20 protein-coding genes are annotated in these 19,283 nt (G+C 33.0%); 16 read left to right on the forward strand and 4 right to left on the reverse strand.

Annotated features, from left to right (window positions below):
* Positions 1-33: 33 nt before the first annotated feature.
* The 3 genes from KA814_RS12680 (at position 34) to ptsP (ending at position 2,725) form a co-directional block, all read left to right on the forward strand.
* A complete protein-coding gene (locus KA814_RS12680) occupies positions 34-576 on the forward strand; it encodes a DUF697 domain-containing protein (protein WP_046207883.1) in 543 nt (180 codons plus the stop codon).
* A 165-nt stretch (positions 577-741) separates the two neighbouring features.
* Positions 742-1,008: a phosphocarrier protein HPr gene (locus KA814_RS12685; RefSeq protein ID WP_019467646.1), complete on the forward strand. Its 267-nt coding sequence runs from the start codon at positions 742-744 to the stop codon at positions 1,006-1,008.
* A gap of 1 nt (position 1,009) precedes the next feature.
* The gene (ptsP, locus tag KA814_RS12690; protein ID WP_064209108.1) at positions 1,010-2,725 is read left to right on the forward strand and encodes a phosphoenolpyruvate--protein phosphotransferase; all 1,716 of its coding nucleotides are present in this window, start codon (positions 1,010-1,012) and stop codon (positions 2,723-2,725) included.
* A 229-nt stretch (positions 2,726-2,954) separates the two neighbouring features.
* Here ptsP and KA814_RS12695 read toward each other — a convergent pair whose 3' ends face one another.
* Positions 2,955-3,194, reverse strand: a complete 240-nt coding sequence (locus KA814_RS12695) for a glutaredoxin family protein (protein WP_064209107.1) — start codon at positions 3,192-3,194, stop codon at positions 2,955-2,957.
* 200 nt (positions 3,195-3,394) lie between these two features.
* On the opposite strand from KA814_RS12695, the gene KA814_RS12700 reads away from it, so the two are divergent.
* The 3 genes from KA814_RS12700 (at position 3,395) to KA814_RS12710 (ending at position 6,512) form a co-directional block, all read left to right on the forward strand.
* Positions 3,395-4,747 (forward strand): cytochrome ubiquinol oxidase subunit I, encoded by a 1,353-nt coding sequence (locus tag KA814_RS12700; RefSeq protein WP_064209106.1) that lies wholly within the window; start codon positions 3,395-3,397, stop codon positions 4,745-4,747.
* Positions 4,747-5,763 carry a cytochrome d ubiquinol oxidase subunit II gene (locus KA814_RS12705; RefSeq protein ID WP_046207932.1) on the forward strand — a complete coding sequence of 339 codons (1,017 nt, stop codon included), beginning with the start codon at positions 4,747-4,749 and terminating at the stop codon, positions 5,761-5,763. Before KA814_RS12700 ends, KA814_RS12705 begins: the two co-directional genes overlap by 1 nt.
* Before the next feature lie 89 nt (positions 5,764-5,852).
* Positions 5,853-6,512 (forward strand): potassium channel family protein, encoded by a 660-nt coding sequence (locus tag KA814_RS12710; RefSeq protein WP_019467854.1) that lies wholly within the window; start codon positions 5,853-5,855, stop codon positions 6,510-6,512.
* A 228-nt stretch (positions 6,513-6,740) separates the two neighbouring features.
* Here KA814_RS12710 and rnjA read toward each other — a convergent pair whose 3' ends face one another.
* Together rnjA and KA814_RS12720 are read right to left on the reverse strand one after the other, a co-directional pair.
* The gene (gene rnjA, locus KA814_RS12715; RefSeq protein ID WP_064209105.1) at positions 6,741-8,612 is read right to left on the reverse strand and encodes a ribonuclease J1; all 1,872 of its coding nucleotides are present in this window, start codon (positions 8,610-8,612) and stop codon (positions 6,741-6,743) included.
* Complete coding sequence (locus KA814_RS12720) at positions 8,612-8,827, reverse strand: DNA-dependent RNA polymerase subunit epsilon (protein WP_046207878.1); 216 nt, start codon at positions 8,825-8,827, stop codon at positions 8,612-8,614. Before KA814_RS12720 ends, rnjA begins: the two co-directional genes overlap by 1 nt.
* A 494-nt stretch (positions 8,828-9,321) precedes the next feature.
* Here KA814_RS12720 and KA814_RS12725 point away from each other — a divergent pair, with 494 nt between their 5' ends.
* A complete protein-coding gene (locus tag KA814_RS12725) occupies positions 9,322-9,594 on the forward strand; it encodes a hypothetical protein (protein ID WP_064209104.1) in 273 nt (90 codons plus the stop codon).
* 53 nt (positions 9,595-9,647) lie between these two features.
* On the opposite strand, the gene def is transcribed toward KA814_RS12725, so the two are convergent.
* On the reverse strand, positions 9,648-10,199 hold the full coding sequence (def, locus tag KA814_RS12730) for a peptide deformylase (protein ID WP_046207876.1): 552 nt from the start codon (positions 10,197-10,199) through the stop codon (positions 9,648-9,650).
* Between the two features lie 122 nt (positions 10,200-10,321).
* Between def and KA814_RS12735 the strand changes: the two genes are divergently transcribed.
* The 9 genes from KA814_RS12735 (at position 10,322) to KA814_RS12775 (ending at position 19,281) form a co-directional block, all read left to right on the forward strand.
* On the forward strand, positions 10,322-10,948 hold the full coding sequence (locus KA814_RS12735; RefSeq protein WP_210122767.1) for a YkyA family protein: 627 nt from the start codon (positions 10,322-10,324) through the stop codon (positions 10,946-10,948).
* A gap of 265 nt (positions 10,949-11,213) precedes the next feature.
* The gene (gene pdhA, locus KA814_RS12740) at positions 11,214-12,326 is read left to right on the forward strand and encodes a pyruvate dehydrogenase (acetyl-transferring) E1 component subunit alpha (protein WP_046207874.1); all 1,113 of its coding nucleotides are present in this window, start codon (positions 11,214-11,216) and stop codon (positions 12,324-12,326) included.
* 3 nt (positions 12,327-12,329) lie between these two features.
* Entirely contained in the window at positions 12,330-13,307 is a 978-nt protein-coding gene (locus KA814_RS12745; RefSeq protein WP_046207873.1) for an alpha-ketoacid dehydrogenase subunit beta, read from the forward strand.
* Positions 13,308-13,452: 145 nt separating this feature from the next.
* On the forward strand, positions 13,453-14,751 hold the full coding sequence (locus KA814_RS12750) for a dihydrolipoamide acetyltransferase family protein (RefSeq protein ID WP_064209103.1): 1,299 nt from the start codon (positions 13,453-13,455) through the stop codon (positions 14,749-14,751).
* A gap of 3 nt (positions 14,752-14,754) precedes the next feature.
* A complete protein-coding gene (lpdA, locus tag KA814_RS12755) occupies positions 14,755-16,161 on the forward strand; it encodes a dihydrolipoyl dehydrogenase (protein ID WP_046207871.1) in 1,407 nt (468 codons plus the stop codon).
* A gap of 236 nt (positions 16,162-16,397) precedes the next feature.
* Complete coding sequence (locus KA814_RS12760; protein WP_046207870.1) at positions 16,398-16,670, forward strand: UPF0223 family protein; 273 nt, start codon at positions 16,398-16,400, stop codon at positions 16,668-16,670.
* Positions 16,671-16,839: 169 nt separating this feature from the next.
* On the forward strand, positions 16,840-17,379 hold the full coding sequence (locus tag KA814_RS12765) for a helix-turn-helix domain-containing protein (RefSeq protein WP_210122768.1): 540 nt from the start codon (positions 16,840-16,842) through the stop codon (positions 17,377-17,379).
* Positions 17,380-17,390: 11 nt separating this feature from the next.
* Entirely contained in the window at positions 17,391-18,485 is a 1,095-nt protein-coding gene (locus KA814_RS12770) for an ABC transporter ATP-binding protein (RefSeq protein ID WP_210122769.1), read from the forward strand.
* On the forward strand, positions 18,478-19,281 hold the full coding sequence (locus tag KA814_RS12775; protein ID WP_064209100.1) for an ABC transporter permease: 804 nt from the start codon (positions 18,478-18,480) through the stop codon (positions 19,279-19,281). The genes KA814_RS12770 and KA814_RS12775 overlap by 8 nt, the downstream gene beginning before the upstream one ends.
* Positions 19,282-19,283 lie beyond the last annotated feature (2 nt).

The raw sequence follows: 19,283 nt of genomic DNA on the forward strand, positions 1-19,283 counted from the left end.
TACAGTACAAGATTTTACCAAGGAGTGAATATCATGAGTTTTAAAAATAAAATAACTAATAATGTAACACAGAAAGTCGGAAATAAAGTTTTAAATATTGAAGATATAAAAAATAAAAGCGATATACCAACGACTAACATAGAATTAGATGAACGTCGTCAACGCGCTCAAGCTATAGTGAGAAAAAAATCAATGTTATCTTCAAGTGTTAGTATTGTACCAATACCAGGCCTTGACTTTGGTGTCGATATCAAGCTAATGAGAGATATTATAGAAGACGTTAATAAAATCTATGGTTTAGATCACAAACAAGTAAATTCAATGAGAGAAGATGTAAAAGAACGTATTTTTACAGCTGCTGCAATACAGGGGAGTCAATTTATAGGTAGAAAAGTATCTAATGCCATATTAAAAGTCGTTATTAGAGATGTTGCAAAACGTATGGCTGCTAAACAAACAAAATGGTTCCCACTTGTAGGGCAAGCTATTTCGGCTTCAATCAGTTATTACTTTATGAAAAAAATCGGTGATGATCATATTGAAAAATGTGAAAAGGTTGTTAAATCTTTAATGTAATGGTGGAGCGTTTTCATAAAAAGTAACAATATTCATTGAATATTGTCATATCATGGGTGCAACGAATTGAATTTATATGTATAATTTGGTAATGTTATTATATAAAACTATGCTAGGTTTTATAATAAACTAACGATTCTAACTATACGAAGGAGACATCATATTATGGAACAAAAATCATATGTAATTATTGACGAAACAGGTATTCATGCACGTCCAGCTACAATGCTTGTTCAAACTGCATCAAAATTTGATTCAGATATTCAATTAGAATATAACGGTAAAAAAGTTAACTTGAAATCAATCATGGGTGTTATGAGTTTAGGTGTAGGTAAAGATGCTGAAATTACAATCTATGCTGATGGTAGCGATGAAACAGATGCAATGGAAGCGATTACTGATATCTTATCTAAAGAAGGATTAACTAAATAATATGTCTAATTATATTAATGGCATTGCTGCTTCAGATGGTGTAGCAATTGCTAAAGCATATTTATTAGTTGAACCTGATCTTTCATACGATAGTGAGAAGATTCGAGATGTCGACGCAGAAATTGCTAAGTTTCAAAATGCTATTGAAACATCTAAAGTTGAATTAACAAAAATTAGAAATAATGCTGAAAAAAATCTTGGTGCTGATAAAGCCGCTATTTTTGATGCACATTTACTAGTCTTAGATGATCCAGAGTTAATTCAACCGATTGAAGATAAAATAAAAAATGAACAAGTTAACGCACCAACTGCGCTTTCTGATGTAACTGGACAATTCATTACTATTTTTGAAGCGATGGATAATGAATACATGAAAGAGCGCGCTGCAGATATTCGTGATGTGTCAAAACGCGTTTTAGCACATATATTGGGTGTGGAATTACCAAATCCTAGTATGATTGATGAAAGCGTTGTTATTATAGGTAATGATTTAACACCTTCTGATACTGCTCAATTAAACAAGGAATTTGTACAAGGTTTTGTTACAAATATTGGAGGTAGAACTTCTCACTCAGCAATTATGAGTCGCTCACTTGAAATTGCTGCAGTAGTAGGAACGAAATCAATCACGCAAGAAGTTAAACAAGGTGATATGATTATTGTTGATGGTTTAACTGGCGAAGTGATTATTGATCCTACAGAAGACGAAGTCATTGCATATCAAAACAAGCGTGAACGTTTCTTTGAAGATAAAAAGGAACTTCAAAAATTACGCGATGAAGAAACAACAACTGTTGATGGTGCTCATGCTGAACTCGCTGCTAATATCGGTACACCAAATGATTTGAAAGGTGTAATTGAAAATGGCGCTGAAGGTGTCGGATTATATCGTACTGAATTTTTATATATGGGTAGAGACGAAATGCCGTCTGAAGATGAACAATTTGAAGCTTATAAAAAAGTACTTGAAACAATGGAAGATAAACGCGTTGTTGTTCGTACTTTAGATATTGGTGGAGATAAGGAACTCCCATATTTAAATTTACCAGAAGAAATGAATCCATTCTTAGGATACCGTGCGATTCGTTTATGTTTAGATCAACCTGACATTTTCAGACCGCAATTGCGTGCTTTATTACGTGCGTCAGCTTATGGGAAATTAAATATTATGTTCCCAATGGTAGCGACAATTAAAGAATTCCGTGATGCGAAAGCATTGTTATTAGAGGAAAAAGAAAATTTAACAAATGAAGGTATTGAAGTATCTGATGATATAGAAGTTGGTATCATGGTAGAAATTCCTTCAACTGCAGCATTAGCAGATGTTTTTGCTAAAGAAGTAGATTTCTTCAGCATCGGAACGAATGATTTAATTCAATATACAATGGCCGCAGATCGTATGTCAGAGCGAGTATCTTACTTGTATCAACCATACAATCCAGCAATTTTACGTTTAGTACAACAAGTGATTGATGCTTCTCATAAAGAAGGCAAATGGACTGGAATGTGTGGAGAAATGGCCGGAGATGAAATTGCTATTCCATTACTATTGGGCCTAGGATTAGACGAATTCTCTATGAGTGCTACATCAATTCTTAAAGCACGTCGTCAAATTAAAGGATTAAGTAAAAATGAGATGGAAGAGTTAGCGCAAAAAGCGATTAACTGTGCTACTTCTGAAGAAGTACAAGATTTAGTAAGTAATTATACGAAATAAAAAAAGCTGGTAATTCATTATATAATGGATTACCAGTTTTTTAGTTATTATATTGCGATTTATTTTAATACTAAGTAGATATACATATAACAGTGGATAAGGAGCATTTAGCCACTTACTCATTTTGTTTAATATAACTGAAATTAGGTTATGGTTAGTTAAAACAACTAAAGTGATAAATTGCCTTATTAGCCTAGTTGATTTAGGTTATTTTATAGAGTTGTAAAATTTAATGCGTTGTTTCAATATTTAAAACTTGGTTAATTTTATCCATATCAACTTGGTACATTGGTTCACCATTCAATAATATAAAGGGTGTTGCAAATGCATCATAATCAATCATTTCATTTCGATATTGCTGATTAGCAATGTTTTTTTCTATATATTTAAAACCTTTATCAGTTAAATAGTTTTTTATAAAGGTGCAAGGAGGACAATCATTTTGTGTGTAAATGATGATATCAGTCATTCAGCATCAATCCTTTCTACAAAGTCATTTTCTTTAATAGTAAGTGACTTTTAATTATAATTCAAGCTATAAAATTACATGTAATTGGTCATTAATTTGTCACTTAATTCTGAGTTTAACTAATTTTAAAACATAGCCATTGGGTTTATAATGAATGGACGTTGTGATTTTTGTCACAAATAAATTAAAAAGGTGATATTATGGATTCAGTTGAATTAGCTCGTTTTCTAACTGCAATGACACTTGCAGTGCATATCATATTTGCAACAATAGGTGTAGGTGTACCATTGATGTTTGCAGTTGCTGAGTTTTTAGGGATTAAAAAGAATGATCCCCATTATATAACGTTAGCCAAAAGATGGTCTAAAGGTTATACGATTACTGTGGCAGTGGGGGTTGTAACAGGTACGATTATAGGTTTACAACTGTCATTACTATGGCCAACATTTATGCAAATGGGTGGTCATGTGATTGCATTACCATTATTTATGGAAACATTTGCATTTTTCTTTGAAGCGATTTTCTTAAGTATATACTTATATACATGGGATAGATTTAAGGGTAAATGGACGCATTTTTTAATTAGTATACCAGTGATTATTGGAGGTTCTTTCTCTGCCTTCTTTATTACAGCGGTTAATTCATTTATGAATACACCGGCTGGTTTTGAAATTAAAAATGGTAAAATGATAAATGTTGAACCTTGGGTAGCAATGTTTAACGACTCATTTTTAATAAGATCTTTTCACGTTGTAACGACTGCTTTTATGACGATGGCTTTTGTACTAGCTGCCATTGCTGCATTCAAATTAGTGAAAAATAAGTTTAAAAAAGATGCAGAATATCATAAAAAAGCTTTAAAATTAACAATGATACTTGGCGTTGTCTTTACGTTAGGTTCTATGTTGGCAGGAGATTTATCTGCAAAATTTTTACATCAAGAACAACCAGAAAAATTAGCTGCGTATGAATGGCATTTTGATACGGAATCCAATGCTGATTTAGTGCTTTTTGGTTCTTTAAATGAAGAAACACAAGAAGTAACTGGTGCAATTAAAATTCCGAGTCTACTTAGCTTCTTGGCTGATAATAATGTTAATACTAAGGTGAAAGGCTTGGATGAATTTCCAAAAGAACTACATCCACCGATGATTGTCCATTATTATTTCGACTTAATGGTGTCGATGGGCGTGTTCTGTTTAATTGTTTCAGCTGCTTTTGTACTAACATTATGCTTTAAAAAATTACGGAAATTCACTTATTCCAAACCAATGCTATATGGCGCTTTATTAACTGGACCTGCAGCGATGTTGGCAATAGAATTTGGTTGGTTCTTAACGGAACAAGGTCGTCAACCTTGGATTGTGCGTGGTTATCTAAAAGTGGCTGAAGCTGCCACTCAAGCAGGTGGTTTAACGTTCGTAACAATATTATTTGGTATATTATATTTAATATTGATTGTTACTTCTTCTTATGTACTAATAAGGATGTTTAAAAATAAACCAGCATATAAAGAATTTGAAGTAACTTCATCGGAAAGAGGTGATGCATGATGATATTCGCATATATAGGTATCACAGTACTATGGATATTCTTATTTTGTTATATTATTGTTGCATCAATTGATTTTGGTGCTGGTTTCTTTACGTTACATGCTAAATTGACAAAACAAGATAAAAAAATAAACCATTTGATTGCACGTTACCTTAATCCGGTTTGGGAAGTTACGAATGTTTTCTTCGTATTCTTCTTTGTAGGAATGGTAGGGTTTTTCCCAGATTCCGCGATGTATTTTGGCACAGTATTGCTTTTACCAGCATCAATTGCGTTGATATTGTTGTCCATAAGAGGTGGCTTTTATGCTTTTGAAAACTATGGACCAGACACAAAACTACCATGGCTTGCACTTTATGGTTTAGCAGGATTATTCATACCAGCTGCATTAGCCACTACATTAACGATTTCTGAGGGTGGTTATATTACCGGTTCAAGCAACCATTTAGATTTAAATTGGTTTGAATTATTGTTAAGTCCATATTCATGGTCAGTTGTATTTCTTGCAATCATATCTGTACTTTATATTTCATCTGGATTTTTAACTTATTATGCTTCTAAAGCGAATGATAAACCAGCTTATGATTTATTAAGATACTGGTTCTTATTTTGGGGACCACCAATGATCGCTATTTCATTATTTGTATTCTTATCGTTAAGATTGCAAAATGAAACGCATTTCTATACAGCGGTATTTGATTATTGGTGGATGTTTGCACTCAGCTTTTTATGTTTTGCTGGTACAATGTTACTCACATTGATGAAAAAATGGCATGGTTTTGCATTTGTCTTAGTTATTTTACAAATGGCTTTTGCGTTCTTCGGTTATGGTGTAAGTAAGTTACCATACATTTTATATCCATATATTCGTATAGATGAACATGTTGTGAATAGTGGGATGGCTATTGCTTTAATCATCGCATTTATTTTAGGTTTACTTTTACTAATTCCATCGCTAATATTATTATTGAGATTATTTGTTTTTGATAAAAAATATGTTGAAGGTAAAAAATAGACGAATATACTTAAATATAGTAGCGATGTTTATTGTTTAAGCTACGGATATTTGATATATTTCAATTATCTTATTTTTGGAGGACGCATATGGATAAAGAATATGTGGTTATAGGTTTAGGTCGTTTTGGCGGTAGTATTGTTAGAGAATTAAATGCTTTAGATATGGATGTTATGGCGATTGATATGGATGAAGCGCGTGTGAATGAATATAGTGATATTGCCACACATGCGGTAATTGCTGACACAACTGACGAAGCTGTGATGAAAAGTTTAGGCATTAGAAATTTTGATCACGTAATTGTTGCAATTGGTGAAAATATTCAATCGAGTACGTTAACGACTTTAATTTTAAAAGAGTTAGGTGTTAAGAAAGTAACGGCGAAAGCTCAAAATGATTATCATGCAAAAATTTTAAATAAAATTGGTGCAGATACCGTTGTTCATCCTGAAAGAGATATGGGTAGGAGAATTGCACATAATGTAGCTAGTGCTAGTGTTTTAGATTATTTAGAACTAGCAGATGAACACTCAATAGTAGAAATTAAAGTTAGTGAAAAAATGGCAGGACAAACCATTATAGAATTAGATATTAGAGCGCAATATGGTATAAGTATTATTGCCATTAAAAGAGGTAGAGACATTATCGTATCTCCAGACCCAAACATAAATATTGAAATTGGGGATATTTTAATTATGATTGGTCATGATAATGACTTAAACCGATTTGAAAAAAAGGTAGTAAGATAAAAATTAATATATGAACTAACGTAGAAGAGGTGGAACAGAACAGTGAGTGATGTCCCACACTCTTCTTTTTTGTGTAAAGTGTATTCTTTAAGGGATTTTGATATTTGTGAATAGACAAGTTATACGAAGGTTCAAACTTAACTTTTAATTAATGTACTCAGTCAAAATAGCAAGTGTTTAATATAAAAATGCCTCATCTATTACAAATGGATGAGGCATTGAGTTTGATTATGATTTGGTTGATTGGTCCGTTTGGTTACCATCATTTTTTTGTTTTTGTTTTGCTTTCTGAGCGATGTTTTTATTATCTTTGTTGTTAGTATCTTTTGTATTTTTGTTTTGAGATTTACTATTGTGTTTTTTTGAATTGTCTTTTTTCTGATTTGGTTTATTTTGTGTTTTTTTATTTTGAGAAGATGTATTATCTTCATTTACCTTCATGATCACTGGTAAAATCATTGGTTTACGTGCAGTTTTTTCAAATAAATACGGCTGTAGTGTTTCAATGATTGATGATTTAATTTGATGCCATTGTATTTCTGGATTTTGATTCAGTTTAGAAATAACATCTGTTTTGATTTTTCTTTGGGCATCATAAATTAATTGACCAGATTCACGCATATAAACAAAACCACGAGAAATGATGTCAGGACCAGATAGTAATTTGTTCGTTTTAAAGTCTATACTAACAACGACGATGACTAGGCCTTCTTCTGACAATAGTTTTCTATCTCGGATAACTACGTTTCCGATATCTCCAATACCGCTACCATCCACTAAAACATTGCCAGATGGTATTCTTCCAGCTTTTCTAGCTGAATTATGTGTTAAAGCTAAAACATCACCGATGTCAAAGATAAACACGTTGTCTGGTTCCACACCACATTCAATTCCTGATTGGCCATGTGCTTTTAACATGCGATATTCACCATGAATTGGGAGGAAGAATTTTGGACGTAACAAGCGTAACATTAATTGTTGATCGCCTTTAGATCCGTGACCAGATGTGTGAATATTTGATACCTTATTGTGTATGACTTCAGCACCTGCTCGGTATAATGCATTTATAGTGCGGTTAATACTTTTAGTATTACCTGGAATAGGTGAAGAACTAAATACTACAGTGTCTTCTGGAATAATTTTAATTTGTTTGTGTGTACCATTAGCAATTCTTGATAGAGCCGCCATTGGTTCACCTTGTGACCCAGTACATAAAATTAGTAATTCATGTTTAGGCACACTATTAATTTTATTTGGTTCTATAAAAGTTTCAGGTGGTGCTTTAATATAACCGAGTTCCATACCAATTTTAATATTGTTTTCCATTGAGCGACCAAAAGTTACAATTTTACGATTGTGTTTAATTGCAGCTTCAACAGCTTGTTGAACACGATAGATATTAGATGCAAAAGTAGCAAAGATGATTCTACCGCTACAATTACGGAATATCTTTTCAACATTTTGGCCAACTTCACGCTCACTCAATGTAAAGTCAGGAACTAATGAATTGGTAGAGTCTGAAAGTAAACAAAGGACACCTTCTTCTCCAAGTTTTGCCATCTTCGCAATATTTGCTGGTTCACCAACTGGTGTAAAGTCAAATTTGAAATCACCAGTATGAACAATATTGCCTTCTGGTGTATTAACGATAACACCATATGATTCTGGGATACTATGTGTTGTTAAATAGAATGAAACTTCGAAATGTTTAGATTTAATAACAGAACTTTCTTCGATTTCAACAAGTTCTGTTGTTCTTAACAAGTGATGTTCTTCTAATTTATTTCTGATTAAACCTAAAGCTAATGGTCCACCATATATAGGCACGTTTATTTGTTTTAATAGGTAGGGCACACCACCTATATGGTCTTCGTGGCCGTGTGTTATGAACAGACCAACTATTTTGTCTTGATTCTGTTCTAAATAAGTAATGTCAGGAATCACGTAATCAATACCTAATAAATTATCATCAGGGAATTTGATACCTGCATCTATAATTACGATTTCATCCTGATATTCTACGGCATAAGTGTTTTTTCCGATTTCACCTAAGCCACCAAGGGCATATACCGCAACTTCATTTTTATGAATTTGTTTCATTACTCAGCTTGCTCCACATTAAAATGATCTGATTGTTTTTCATATTCTAAATGTGCGCCCTCAAGTTTAGTAATAAACTCGATATTGTAATTACGGTCTTTCAAATATCTTCTTACTTGTTCTTCTGATTGAGCTTCAACATAAATTGTTTGTGTGTGTTCTCTTACGACTACTTCATCTTTGTTATGTTGAAAAAATACTTTAAATACTGCCATTATATCTATTTCCTCCTAAGTTTTGGTTAGATTATTTATATAAACCCTGAAATGTATAATATTTTGTGAGTTTCTCAATTTTAAATAAAATAAATTTCACTAAAAGTGAATTGAAACTACGTTTTATATAAAGAGAACATACGAGCAGTTGCCCAGTATGTTTCTAGGGTCATTTTAAATTCGTTCGTATAGAAAAATACAAATAGAACATATTCGTATGTTTTCAGTTATTTCTCATTTTACATGATGTAGTAGAATAAATAAAGCAGTTTTATTTTCTGCTAAAGCTTAATATGTAGAAAAAAGTGATTCACTTTATAAAAGGTATTTAACTAAGTAAATTTAGGCTACATATATTCAAATATTAAATGAATCATCATATAGCTTGAGTCAATAATAAAAATTAATTATGATTAAAAGGAAATATAATAATTAATAATTTAAAATAGAAAGTAATAGTAGAAAGTAATAAAGACGAGATGAGGATGATTGATATGGATAAAGTGAAGCGTATTGTTGAAGATATTAAAAGTGAGAAACAACGAACTGACAAGGTCTTTCAAGATATTACATTTGAAATACGTGCGGAACAAGTTATCATGTTTTTCAATTATAATGAAATCATTGACACTGTAAATGAAGATCAAAATTATGTGAAACACAATCATGACCCTGTATTTATTGATATTCAAGAATTAAATGCTTTGAAAAAAGAGTTACAAGAGCTCAATATTATATACCATGAAAGAAGAGACGACTTTATGTAAAAAGAACTGTTAGTAAGCGTACGCGATTGGCACGTTTACTAACAGTTCTTTTTTTATACTTCTACTGCATCTTCATGAGGTTGCAATGGATGTTCTGAATCTATGTGATCATAAAACATGATGCCATTAATATGATCTATTTCATGTTGAACTACAACGGCTGGATAACCCTTTAAACGTAATTTGACATCGTTACCATCTATATCTTTTGCTTTAACAGTAACTCTATATTTACGGTGTACTAGGCCTGGTATATTTTCGTCTACGCTTAAGCACCCTTCACCAGTAGGTAGATAAGCTTCTTGAATGCTATGACTCATAATTTTAGGATTCACTAACATCAAGTCATAACTTTTACCTTCGCCATCATCCGGTAAATAAACCGCAATCATTTTTTTAGAAATATTAATCTGTGGCGCTGCAAGTCCGACACCAGAACGAAGACCATATTTATTAGCAGTTTCTTCATCTTGACTATTTATTAAAAATGTTCTCATAGCTTTTAATGTTTCTCTATCTTCATTTGATAATGGAACCTCGACATCTTTAGCTTTTTCGCGTAGCGTAGGATGTCCATCTCGAATTATATCTTTCATTGTTAACATTTGTTCATACACCTTCCTTAATATAAAATATACCAAAGATTACCAAATAAAATACAGTAATTCATTTGATTTATTAAAATTTATTATATAATATAGCACACGAAAAAGGAGGATTTTTCAAAATGAAATTTAAATATGGTATTGGTGCCATACTAGCTTCCACAGTACTTATAGCTGGATGTACAACGGATAAAGGTGAGATTAAAGATTACAATGAAAAGATACAACAAGCATTTGATGAAGAAAAGCCTGTTTCTTCAGTAGGCAAAAAACTTAACGAACTAGAGCAAGAAAAACAAAAACTTGTTAAAAAAATCAATGGTAAAGACCAACAAGAAGCAAAACAAACTTCTGAAAAAATTGTAGATAATGTTGAGAAAAGAAAAAAAGAATTTAAAAAAGAAGAAAATGCTATAGAAAATTCAGAAGAAGCGTTTAAAAAAGCTCAAAAACATTTAGATAATATTAGTGACAAAGATAAGAAAAAAGAAGTGAAAGAGTTAAATGATGCTTTGAAAGATAAATATAAGGCACATGATAACTATGCAAATTCATATAAAAATATTATGAATAAAGAAAAAGATTTATTTGAATATGGCTCACGTGATCAAGCTAATCAAGAAGAAATGAATAAAAAAACAGAAGCTGTATCCAAATCATATAAAACTATGGACAAATCATTTAATAAATACAAAGACGCAATGGAAAAAGTAAATAAAGAAAAACAAGATGTTGATAATTTAAATTAACATGAAAATGCTATTAATTTGAAATTTAATGTAAATAACTATAGCATTATAAATGAGGGCGCTTACATTCATTTGAACATTGACGCTTTGAAACTTGAGAATAATATAGTACAGCAAGTTTGAAATTAGTGATACAGTTTTAAAACTGTACCTATTTACTGTATTACAGAACTTTTCATATTTGTTTAACAGTGAAACAGTTTTGTGATACAATGTTAAAGGATAAAATGAATTTCTATTATACGGGAAAGGTATGGTGAATTGAATGGCTCCGAAATTAAAAGCCCAATTCGATGCAGAGAAAGTATTGAAAGATACTGAATCTCAATTTGAAATGATCCAAATTTTGGATGAAGACGGTAATATCGTTAATGAAGATCTAGTACCTGATTTATCAGACGAGCAATTAGTAGAATTAATGGAAAGAATGGTTTGGACACGTATTCTTGATCAACGTTCTATTTCTTTAAATAGACAAGGGAGATTAGGATTCTATGCACCTACTGCTGGACAAGAAGCTTCACAATTAGCTTCACAATACGCATTAGAGCAAGAAGACTTTATTCTTCCTGGTTATCGTGACGTACCACAATTAATTTGGCAAGGTTTGCCATTAACTGAAGCGTTTTTATTCTCTAGAGGCCACTTCAAAGGAAATAGAATGCCTGAGGGTGTTAATGCACTAAGCCCACAAATTATTATCGGTGCACAATATGTACAAACAGCTGGTGTTGCACTTGGACTTAAAAAACGTGGGAAACAAGCTGTAGCAATCACGTATACTGGTGATGGTGGTTCTTCACAAGGTGATTTCTATGAAGGTATTAACTTCGCTTCAGCTTACAAAGCGCCAGCAATTTTTGTGATTCAAAATAATAACTATGCGATTTCTACGCCACGTAGTAAACAAACAGCTGCTGAAACATTAGCTCAAAAAGCGATTTCAGTAGGTATTCCTGGCATACAAGTAGATGGAATGGATGCACTTGCAGTATATCAAGCAACTAAAGAAGCGCGTGATCGTGCTGTGAACGGTGAGGGTCCAACACTTATTGAAACAATTACTTATCGTTATGGTCCACATACAATGGCTGGTGACGATCCAACGAAATACAGAACTTCAGACGAAGATTCTGAATGGGAGAAAAAAGATCCGTTAGTTCGTTTTAGAAAACATCTAGAAAATAAAGGTCTATGGACTGAAGAGAAAGAAAACGAAGTAATCGATCGTGCGAAAGCTGAAATTAAAACTGCTATTAAAGAAGCGGATAATACAGAAAAACAAACAGTTACAGACTTAATGGAAAATATGTATGAAGAAATGCCTCAACATTTAGCAGAACAATATGAAATCTACAAAGAGAAGGAGTCGAAGTAACCGATGGCACAAATGACAATGGTTCAAGCGATTAACAATGCGCTTAAAACCGAATTACAAAATGATGAAAATGTCTTACTTTTCGGTGAAGACGTCGGTGTTAACGGTGGTGTATTCCGTGTAACTGAAGGATTACAAAAAGAATTCGGTGAAGACCGTGTATTTGATACACCTCTAGCTGAATCTGGAATTGGTGGCTTAGCTTTAGGTTTAACTACACAAGGCTACCGTCCAGTAATGGAAATCCAATTCTTAGGATTCGTATTTGAAGTATTTGACTCTGTTGCAGGTCAAATTGCACGTACACGTTTCCGTTCTGGTAACTCAAAACAAGCACCAGTAACAATTCGTGCTCCATTTGGCGGTGGTGTCCATACTCCAGAACTACACGCAGATAATTTAGAAGGTATCTTAGCGCAATCACCAGGATTGAATGTAGTTATTCCATCAAGCCCTTATGACGCAAAAGGATTATTAATTTCTGCAATTAGAAGTAATGACCCAGTTGTATATTTAGAGCACATGAAATTGTATCGTTCTTTCCGTGAAGAAGTTCCAGAAGAAGAGTATACAATTGAAATTGGTAAAGCAAGTGTCAAACAAGAAGGTAATGACATTACTTTAATTGCTTACGGTGCCATGGTACAAGAATCATTAAAAGCTGCTGAAGAGTTAGAAAAAGATGGTCATTCAGTGGAAGTGATTGATTTACGTACGGTACAACCAATCGACTTAGAAACGTTAGTTGCTTCAGTAGAAAAAACTGGACGTGCAGTTGTAGTTCAAGAAGCACAACGCCAAGCTGGTGTTGGAGCAACAGTTGCTTCTGAATTAGCTGAACGTGCAATCCTATCATTAGAAGCACCAATTGCTCGTGTAGCTGCTGCTGATACCGTTTATCCGTTTACTCAAGCAGAAAATGTTTGGTTACCAAACAAAAACGATATCATTGAAAAAGCAAAAGCAACATTAGAATTTTAATAAATATTAATAAGTTTGGGATAGCTTTTGAAATGTTATCCCAGCTTCAATTATTAATAATAAAACAGCATGAGATTGCGAATCATAAGTTCCGTTCTCATTTTCTAATTTTTGACTAAATATGAATTTTTAGGAGGATAATAACGTGGCATTTGAATTTAAATTACCCGATATTGGTGAAGGTATCCACGAAGGTGAAATTGTAAAATGGTTTGTTAAAGCTGGAGATAATATCGAAGAAGATGATGTTTTAGCTGAAGTACAGAATGACAAATCTGTAGTAGAAATCCCATCACCTGTGTCAGGTACAGTAGAGGAAGTACTTGTAGATGAGGGTACAGTAGCTGTTGTCGGCGATACAATTGTTAAAATTGACGCACCTGATGCAGAAGACATGGAATTTAAAGGTAGCGATAGCAGTGAATCTGCAGAAGAAACAGAAGCAGAACCTGCTAAAGAAGAAAGTTCTGAAGCAGCTGCGACACAATCATCAGCTGATGCAGATGTAGATGAAAACAAACGTGTTAAAGCAATGCCTTCAGTACGTAAATATGCACGTGAAAATGGTGTGAACATTAAAGCTGTTGTAGCTTCAGGTAAAAATGGACGTACAACGAAAGAAGACATTGATGCATACTTAAATGGAGATGCAAGTGCAGCTTCAACTGAGAGCGCACCTGAAACTGCAGAAGAAACTTCTGCGAGCGCAGCACAATCAGCGCCAGTTTCTAGTGAAGGAGAATTCCCAGAAACAACAGAAAAAATTCCTGCTATGCGTAAAGCAATTGCAAAAGCAATGGTGAATTCTAAACACACTGCACCTCACGTTACTTTAATGGATGAAATCGATGTTCAAGAACTATGGGATCACCGTAAAAAATTCAAAGAAGTAGCAGCTGAGCAAGGTACTAAATTAACATTCTTACCTTACGTTGTGAAAGCACTCGTTTCTGCGCTTAAAAAATATCCAGCGCTTAACACAGAATTTAATGAAGAAGCTGGCGAAATTGTACACAAACATTATTGGAATATTGGTATCGCAGCAGATACAGACAGAGGTTTATTAGTCCCTGTTGTAAAACATGCTGATCGTAAATCTATGTTCCAAATTTCAGATGAGATTAATGAATTAGCTGTAAAAGCACGCGATGGTAAATTAACTTCAGATGAAATGAAAGGTGCTACTTGTACTATTAGTAATATTGGATCAGCAGGTGGACAATGGTTTACACCAGTGATAAATCATCCAGAAGTAGCTATCTTAGGTATTGGTCGTATTGCCCAAAAACCTATCGTTAAAGATGGTGAAATTGTAGCTGCGCCAGTATTATCATTATCATTAAGCTTTGACCATAGACAAATCGATGGTGCTACTGGACAAAATGCAATGAACCATATCAAGCGTTTATTAAATAATCCAGAATTATTATTAATGGAGGGGTAAAACATGGTAGTTGGAGATTTCCCAATTGAAACAGATACTATTGTAATCGGAGCAGGACCTGGAGGATATGTTGCAGCAATTCGTGCAGCACAATTAGGTCAAAAAGTAACAATCGTTGAAAAAGGCGAATTAGGCGGTGTATGTCTTAACGTTGGATGTATTCCATCAAAAGCATTATTACATGCATCTCACCGTTATGATGAAACTAAAAACTCTGAAAATTTAGGTGTTATTGCTGAAAGTGTTTCACTTAAATTTGACAAAGTTCAAGAATTCAAACAGTCAGTAGTTAAGAAATTAACAGGTGGCGTTGAAGGATTATTAAAAGGTAATAAAGTAGAGATTGTTAAAGGTGAAGCTTATTTCGTAGATAACAACAGTTTACGTGTTATGGATGAGAAGAGCGCTCAAACTTATAACTTTAAACATGCAATTATTGCTACTGGTTCAAGACCAATTGAAATTCCTAATTTCGAATTTGGCAATCGCGTTATTGATTCAACTGGTGCTTTAAATTTACAAGAAGTTCCTGGTAAATTAGTAGTAGTTGGTGGCGGTTATATCGGTTCAGAACTAGGTACTGCTTTTGCTAACTTTGGTTCAGAAGTTACTATTTTAGAAGGTGCTAAAGATATCTTAGGTGGCTTCGAAAAACAAATGACACAACCTGTTAAAAAAGGTATGAAAGAAAAAGGCGTTGAAATTGTTACTGAAGCAATGGCTAAATCTGCTGAAGAAACAGACAACGGTGTTAAAGTAACTTACGAAGTTAAAGGTGAAGAACAAACGATTGATGCTGATTATGTATTAGTTACTGTAGGTCGTCGTCCAAACACTGATGAATTAGGCTTAGAAGAATTAGGTCTTAAATTCGCAGATCGTGGATTATTAGAAGTAGACAAACAAAGCCGTACTTCTATCGACAACATTTTCGCAATTGGTGATATCGTTCCTGGGCTACCATTAGCTCATAAAGCGAGCTATGAAGCGAAAGTAGCTGCTGAGGTTATTTCTGGAGAAGCATCAGAAGTGGATTACATTGGTATGCCTGCTGTATGTTTCACTGAACCAGAATTAGCACAAGTAGGTTACACTGAAGCCCAAGCAAAAGAAGAAGGATTAGAAGTTACAGCTTCTAAATTCCCTTATGCAGCTAACGGTCGTGCATTATCATTAGATGACACAACTGGATTTGTTAAATTGTTAACACTTAAAGAAGATAATACACTTGTTGGTGCGCAAGTAGTTGGTACTGGGGCTTCTGATATTATCTCTGAATTAGGTTTAGCAATTGAATCTGGTATGAATGCTGAAGATTTAGCATTAACTGTACATGCTCACCCAACTTTAGGTGAAATGTCTATGGAAGCTGCTGAAAAAGCTTTAGGATTACCAATTCATACAATGTAATAATTTATAAGCACAAATTGTTATGCTTTAGAAGTTTTTACTTAAGTGATTAGGAAGTATGCACAGGGACACTGTTCTCGCACTTTCAAGTCAATGTTCAAACATTTAAAGGCGATAACAAATATATAGGGCGGGAATAAGAAATCAATTTAATATATTGGTTTCTGTCCCGCTCTTTTTTTTTTACTTTTTTAAAATTTTGATAATTATTTGTTAACAAAAGGGAGTGTAATGATATGGAATATTCATATCCTATTGATCTTGAATGGACAAATGAAGAAATGATGCAAGTGGTAGCTTTTTTTAATGCCATTGAGCAATACTACGAGTCAAAAGTTGAGGGCAAGCTTTTGTTAGAACGCTACAGTCAATTTAAAAAAGTAGTTCCAGGTAAAGCTCAAGAAAAGCAAATATTTAAAGAATTTGAGAAGCAAAGTGGCTATAATAGCTACAAAGCTGTAAAATCAGTCAAAGAGGCTTCTAACCAAAAATATTTTAGCTCAGAATAAATTTAACTATTGTCATATTAGCCATATTTTGATACTTTTATTAAGCACTAAACATAATGTTTGATAAAAGTAAACAAAATATGGTTTTTTGTGTAGAGCATGCTAACGTTGTGATTAACAATTAAGCTTTAAATGTGTAAAAGTAGAAGTTATAAAATAAGGTGACAAAATGAAGATAGGGAAAAAATTAAAAAATCTAAGAAATATTAAACAACTTACTCAAAGTGAGTTAGCAGAACGTACAGATTTATCTAAAGGATATGTCTCGCAAATAGAAAGTGAACACGCTTCACCAAGTATGGAAACTTTTTTTAATATTTTAGAAGTGTTAGGTACGACCCCTCGTGAATTTTTTAATGATTCAGCGAATACTAAGGTGTTATATAAGAAAAATGAGCAAATTCACTATGATGAATCTGATAGAGGATATTTATTGAATTGGCCAATTACACAATCAAATAATTTCGAAATGGAACCTTTAATACTTACTTTAAGACCTAATGTATCTTATAAAAGTTTTGATCCTTCAGATTCCGACACATTCATATATTGTTTACAAGGTGAGGTTTCGCTTTTATTAGGGAGTGATTATTATCACGCTGAAGAAGGGGACGCGTTATATTTTAAAGCAAACCAAATACATAGGTTAAAGAACCTTACGTCACAAGATGTGAAAGTGATGGTTGTTGCAACAGCATCATATTTATAGGAGGACAATACATGAACCCTTTATTGACATTTGAATCGGTAAGCAAAGCTTACGATGGAACTCAAATATTAGATAACATAGATTTAAATATTGAATCTGGACATTTTTATACACTATTAGGTCCATCTGGTTGTGGCAAAACTACAATTCTCAAATTGATTGCAGGCTTTGAACAAGTTGATCATGGCCAAATCATTTATCAAGGAAAATCAATTAATCAAGTTCCTGCTAATAAGAGAAAAGTAAATACAGTTTTTCAAGATTATGCACTCTTTCCGCATTTGACTGTATTTGATAACATCGCATTTGGATTAAAAATAAAAAAATTAAACAAGGAAGTCATTAAAACTAAGGTACAAGAAGCTTTAAAATTAGTGAAATTAACTGGCTTTGAAAACAGAATGATAGAAGGCATGAGTGGCGGACAAAAGCAAAGAATTGCGATTGCGCGTGCTATTGTAAATGAACCTGAGATTTTACTTCTAGATGAATCATTATCAGCACTAGATTTAAAACTAAGAACTGAAATGCAATATGAATTAAGAGAAATTCAATCTAGATTAGGCATTACATTTATATTTGTAACACATGATCAAGAAGAAGCATTGGCACTAAGTGACTATATATTTGTAATGAAAGATGGAAAAATACAACAATTTGGTACGCCGATTGATATTTATGATGAACCAGTAAATCGATTTGTTGCTGATTTTATTGGGGAATCTAATATTTTGCAAGGTACGATGGTCAAAGATTATGTCGTTAATATTTACAATCAATCATTTAAGTGTGTTGATATGGGAATTCCGAGTCAACAACAAGTTGAAGTCGTTATCAGACCAGAAGACATTGCATTAGTATCTCCTGGGGACGGGTTATTTGAAGTGACTGTTGAATCCATGTTATTTAGAGGTGTGCACTACGAAATCAATTGTGTAGATAGAAAGGGTTATGAGTGGATGGTGCATTCTACAAAGAAAACTGAAGTAGGCAGTAAAGTAGGTTTATATTTTGAACCAGAAGCGATTCATATTATGGTACCAGGTGAAACTGAAGCAGAATTTGATAAACGCATTAATAGTTATGAGGTAAATGATAATGCGTAAAATAAATGGATTTTTATTTGTACCATACATTTTGTGGATGATTTTATTTATTGTTGTGCCTGTTATTTTGTTAATTTATTTTTCTATGATTGATATCCATGGTGATTTTAGTTTAGAAAATTATAAACAAATGATGACAACCAAATATTTTTTGATGTTATGGGACTCTGTATTGTACGCTGTACTTATTACGCTGACTACATTACTTATTAGTTATCCAGCGGCGTATTTTATTCGTACATCAAAACATCAGAATGTATGGTTATTGATATTAATTATACCTACTTGGATTAATTTACTTCTAAAGACCTATGCATTTATCGGATTGTTCAGTCATGATGGTATTATCAACCGAATATTATATAGTTTACACTTACCTAGAACGGAACTGTTATTTACAGGACCAGCGTTTATAATTGTAGCAAGTTATATTTATATTCCATTTATGATTTTACCAATTTTTAATAATATGAAAGACATACCAAATAATTTATTACAAGCTTCAAGTGATTTAGGTGCTAGTCGTTTAGCCACTTTTAAAAAAGTAATCATGCCTTTAACTAAACGAGGTGTATTAACTGGAGTGCAAGTTACATTTATTCCTGCACTTTCTTTGTTTATGATTACAAGGTTAATTGCTGGAAATAAAGTGATTAATATTGGAACGGCGATAGAGGAACAATTTCTTGTAATTCAAAATTATGGAATGGGTTCTACAATTGCATTATTTCTCATTCTCTTTATGGCATTTGTCTTAATCATCACAAATAATAAATCTACAAATGGAAAAGGGTGAAT

Source organism: Staphylococcus sp. GDY8P196P (assembly GCF_017891705.1).
In the GTDB taxonomy this organism is placed as follows: domain Bacteria; phylum Bacillota; class Bacilli; order Staphylococcales; family Staphylococcaceae; genus Staphylococcus; species Staphylococcus ureilyticus.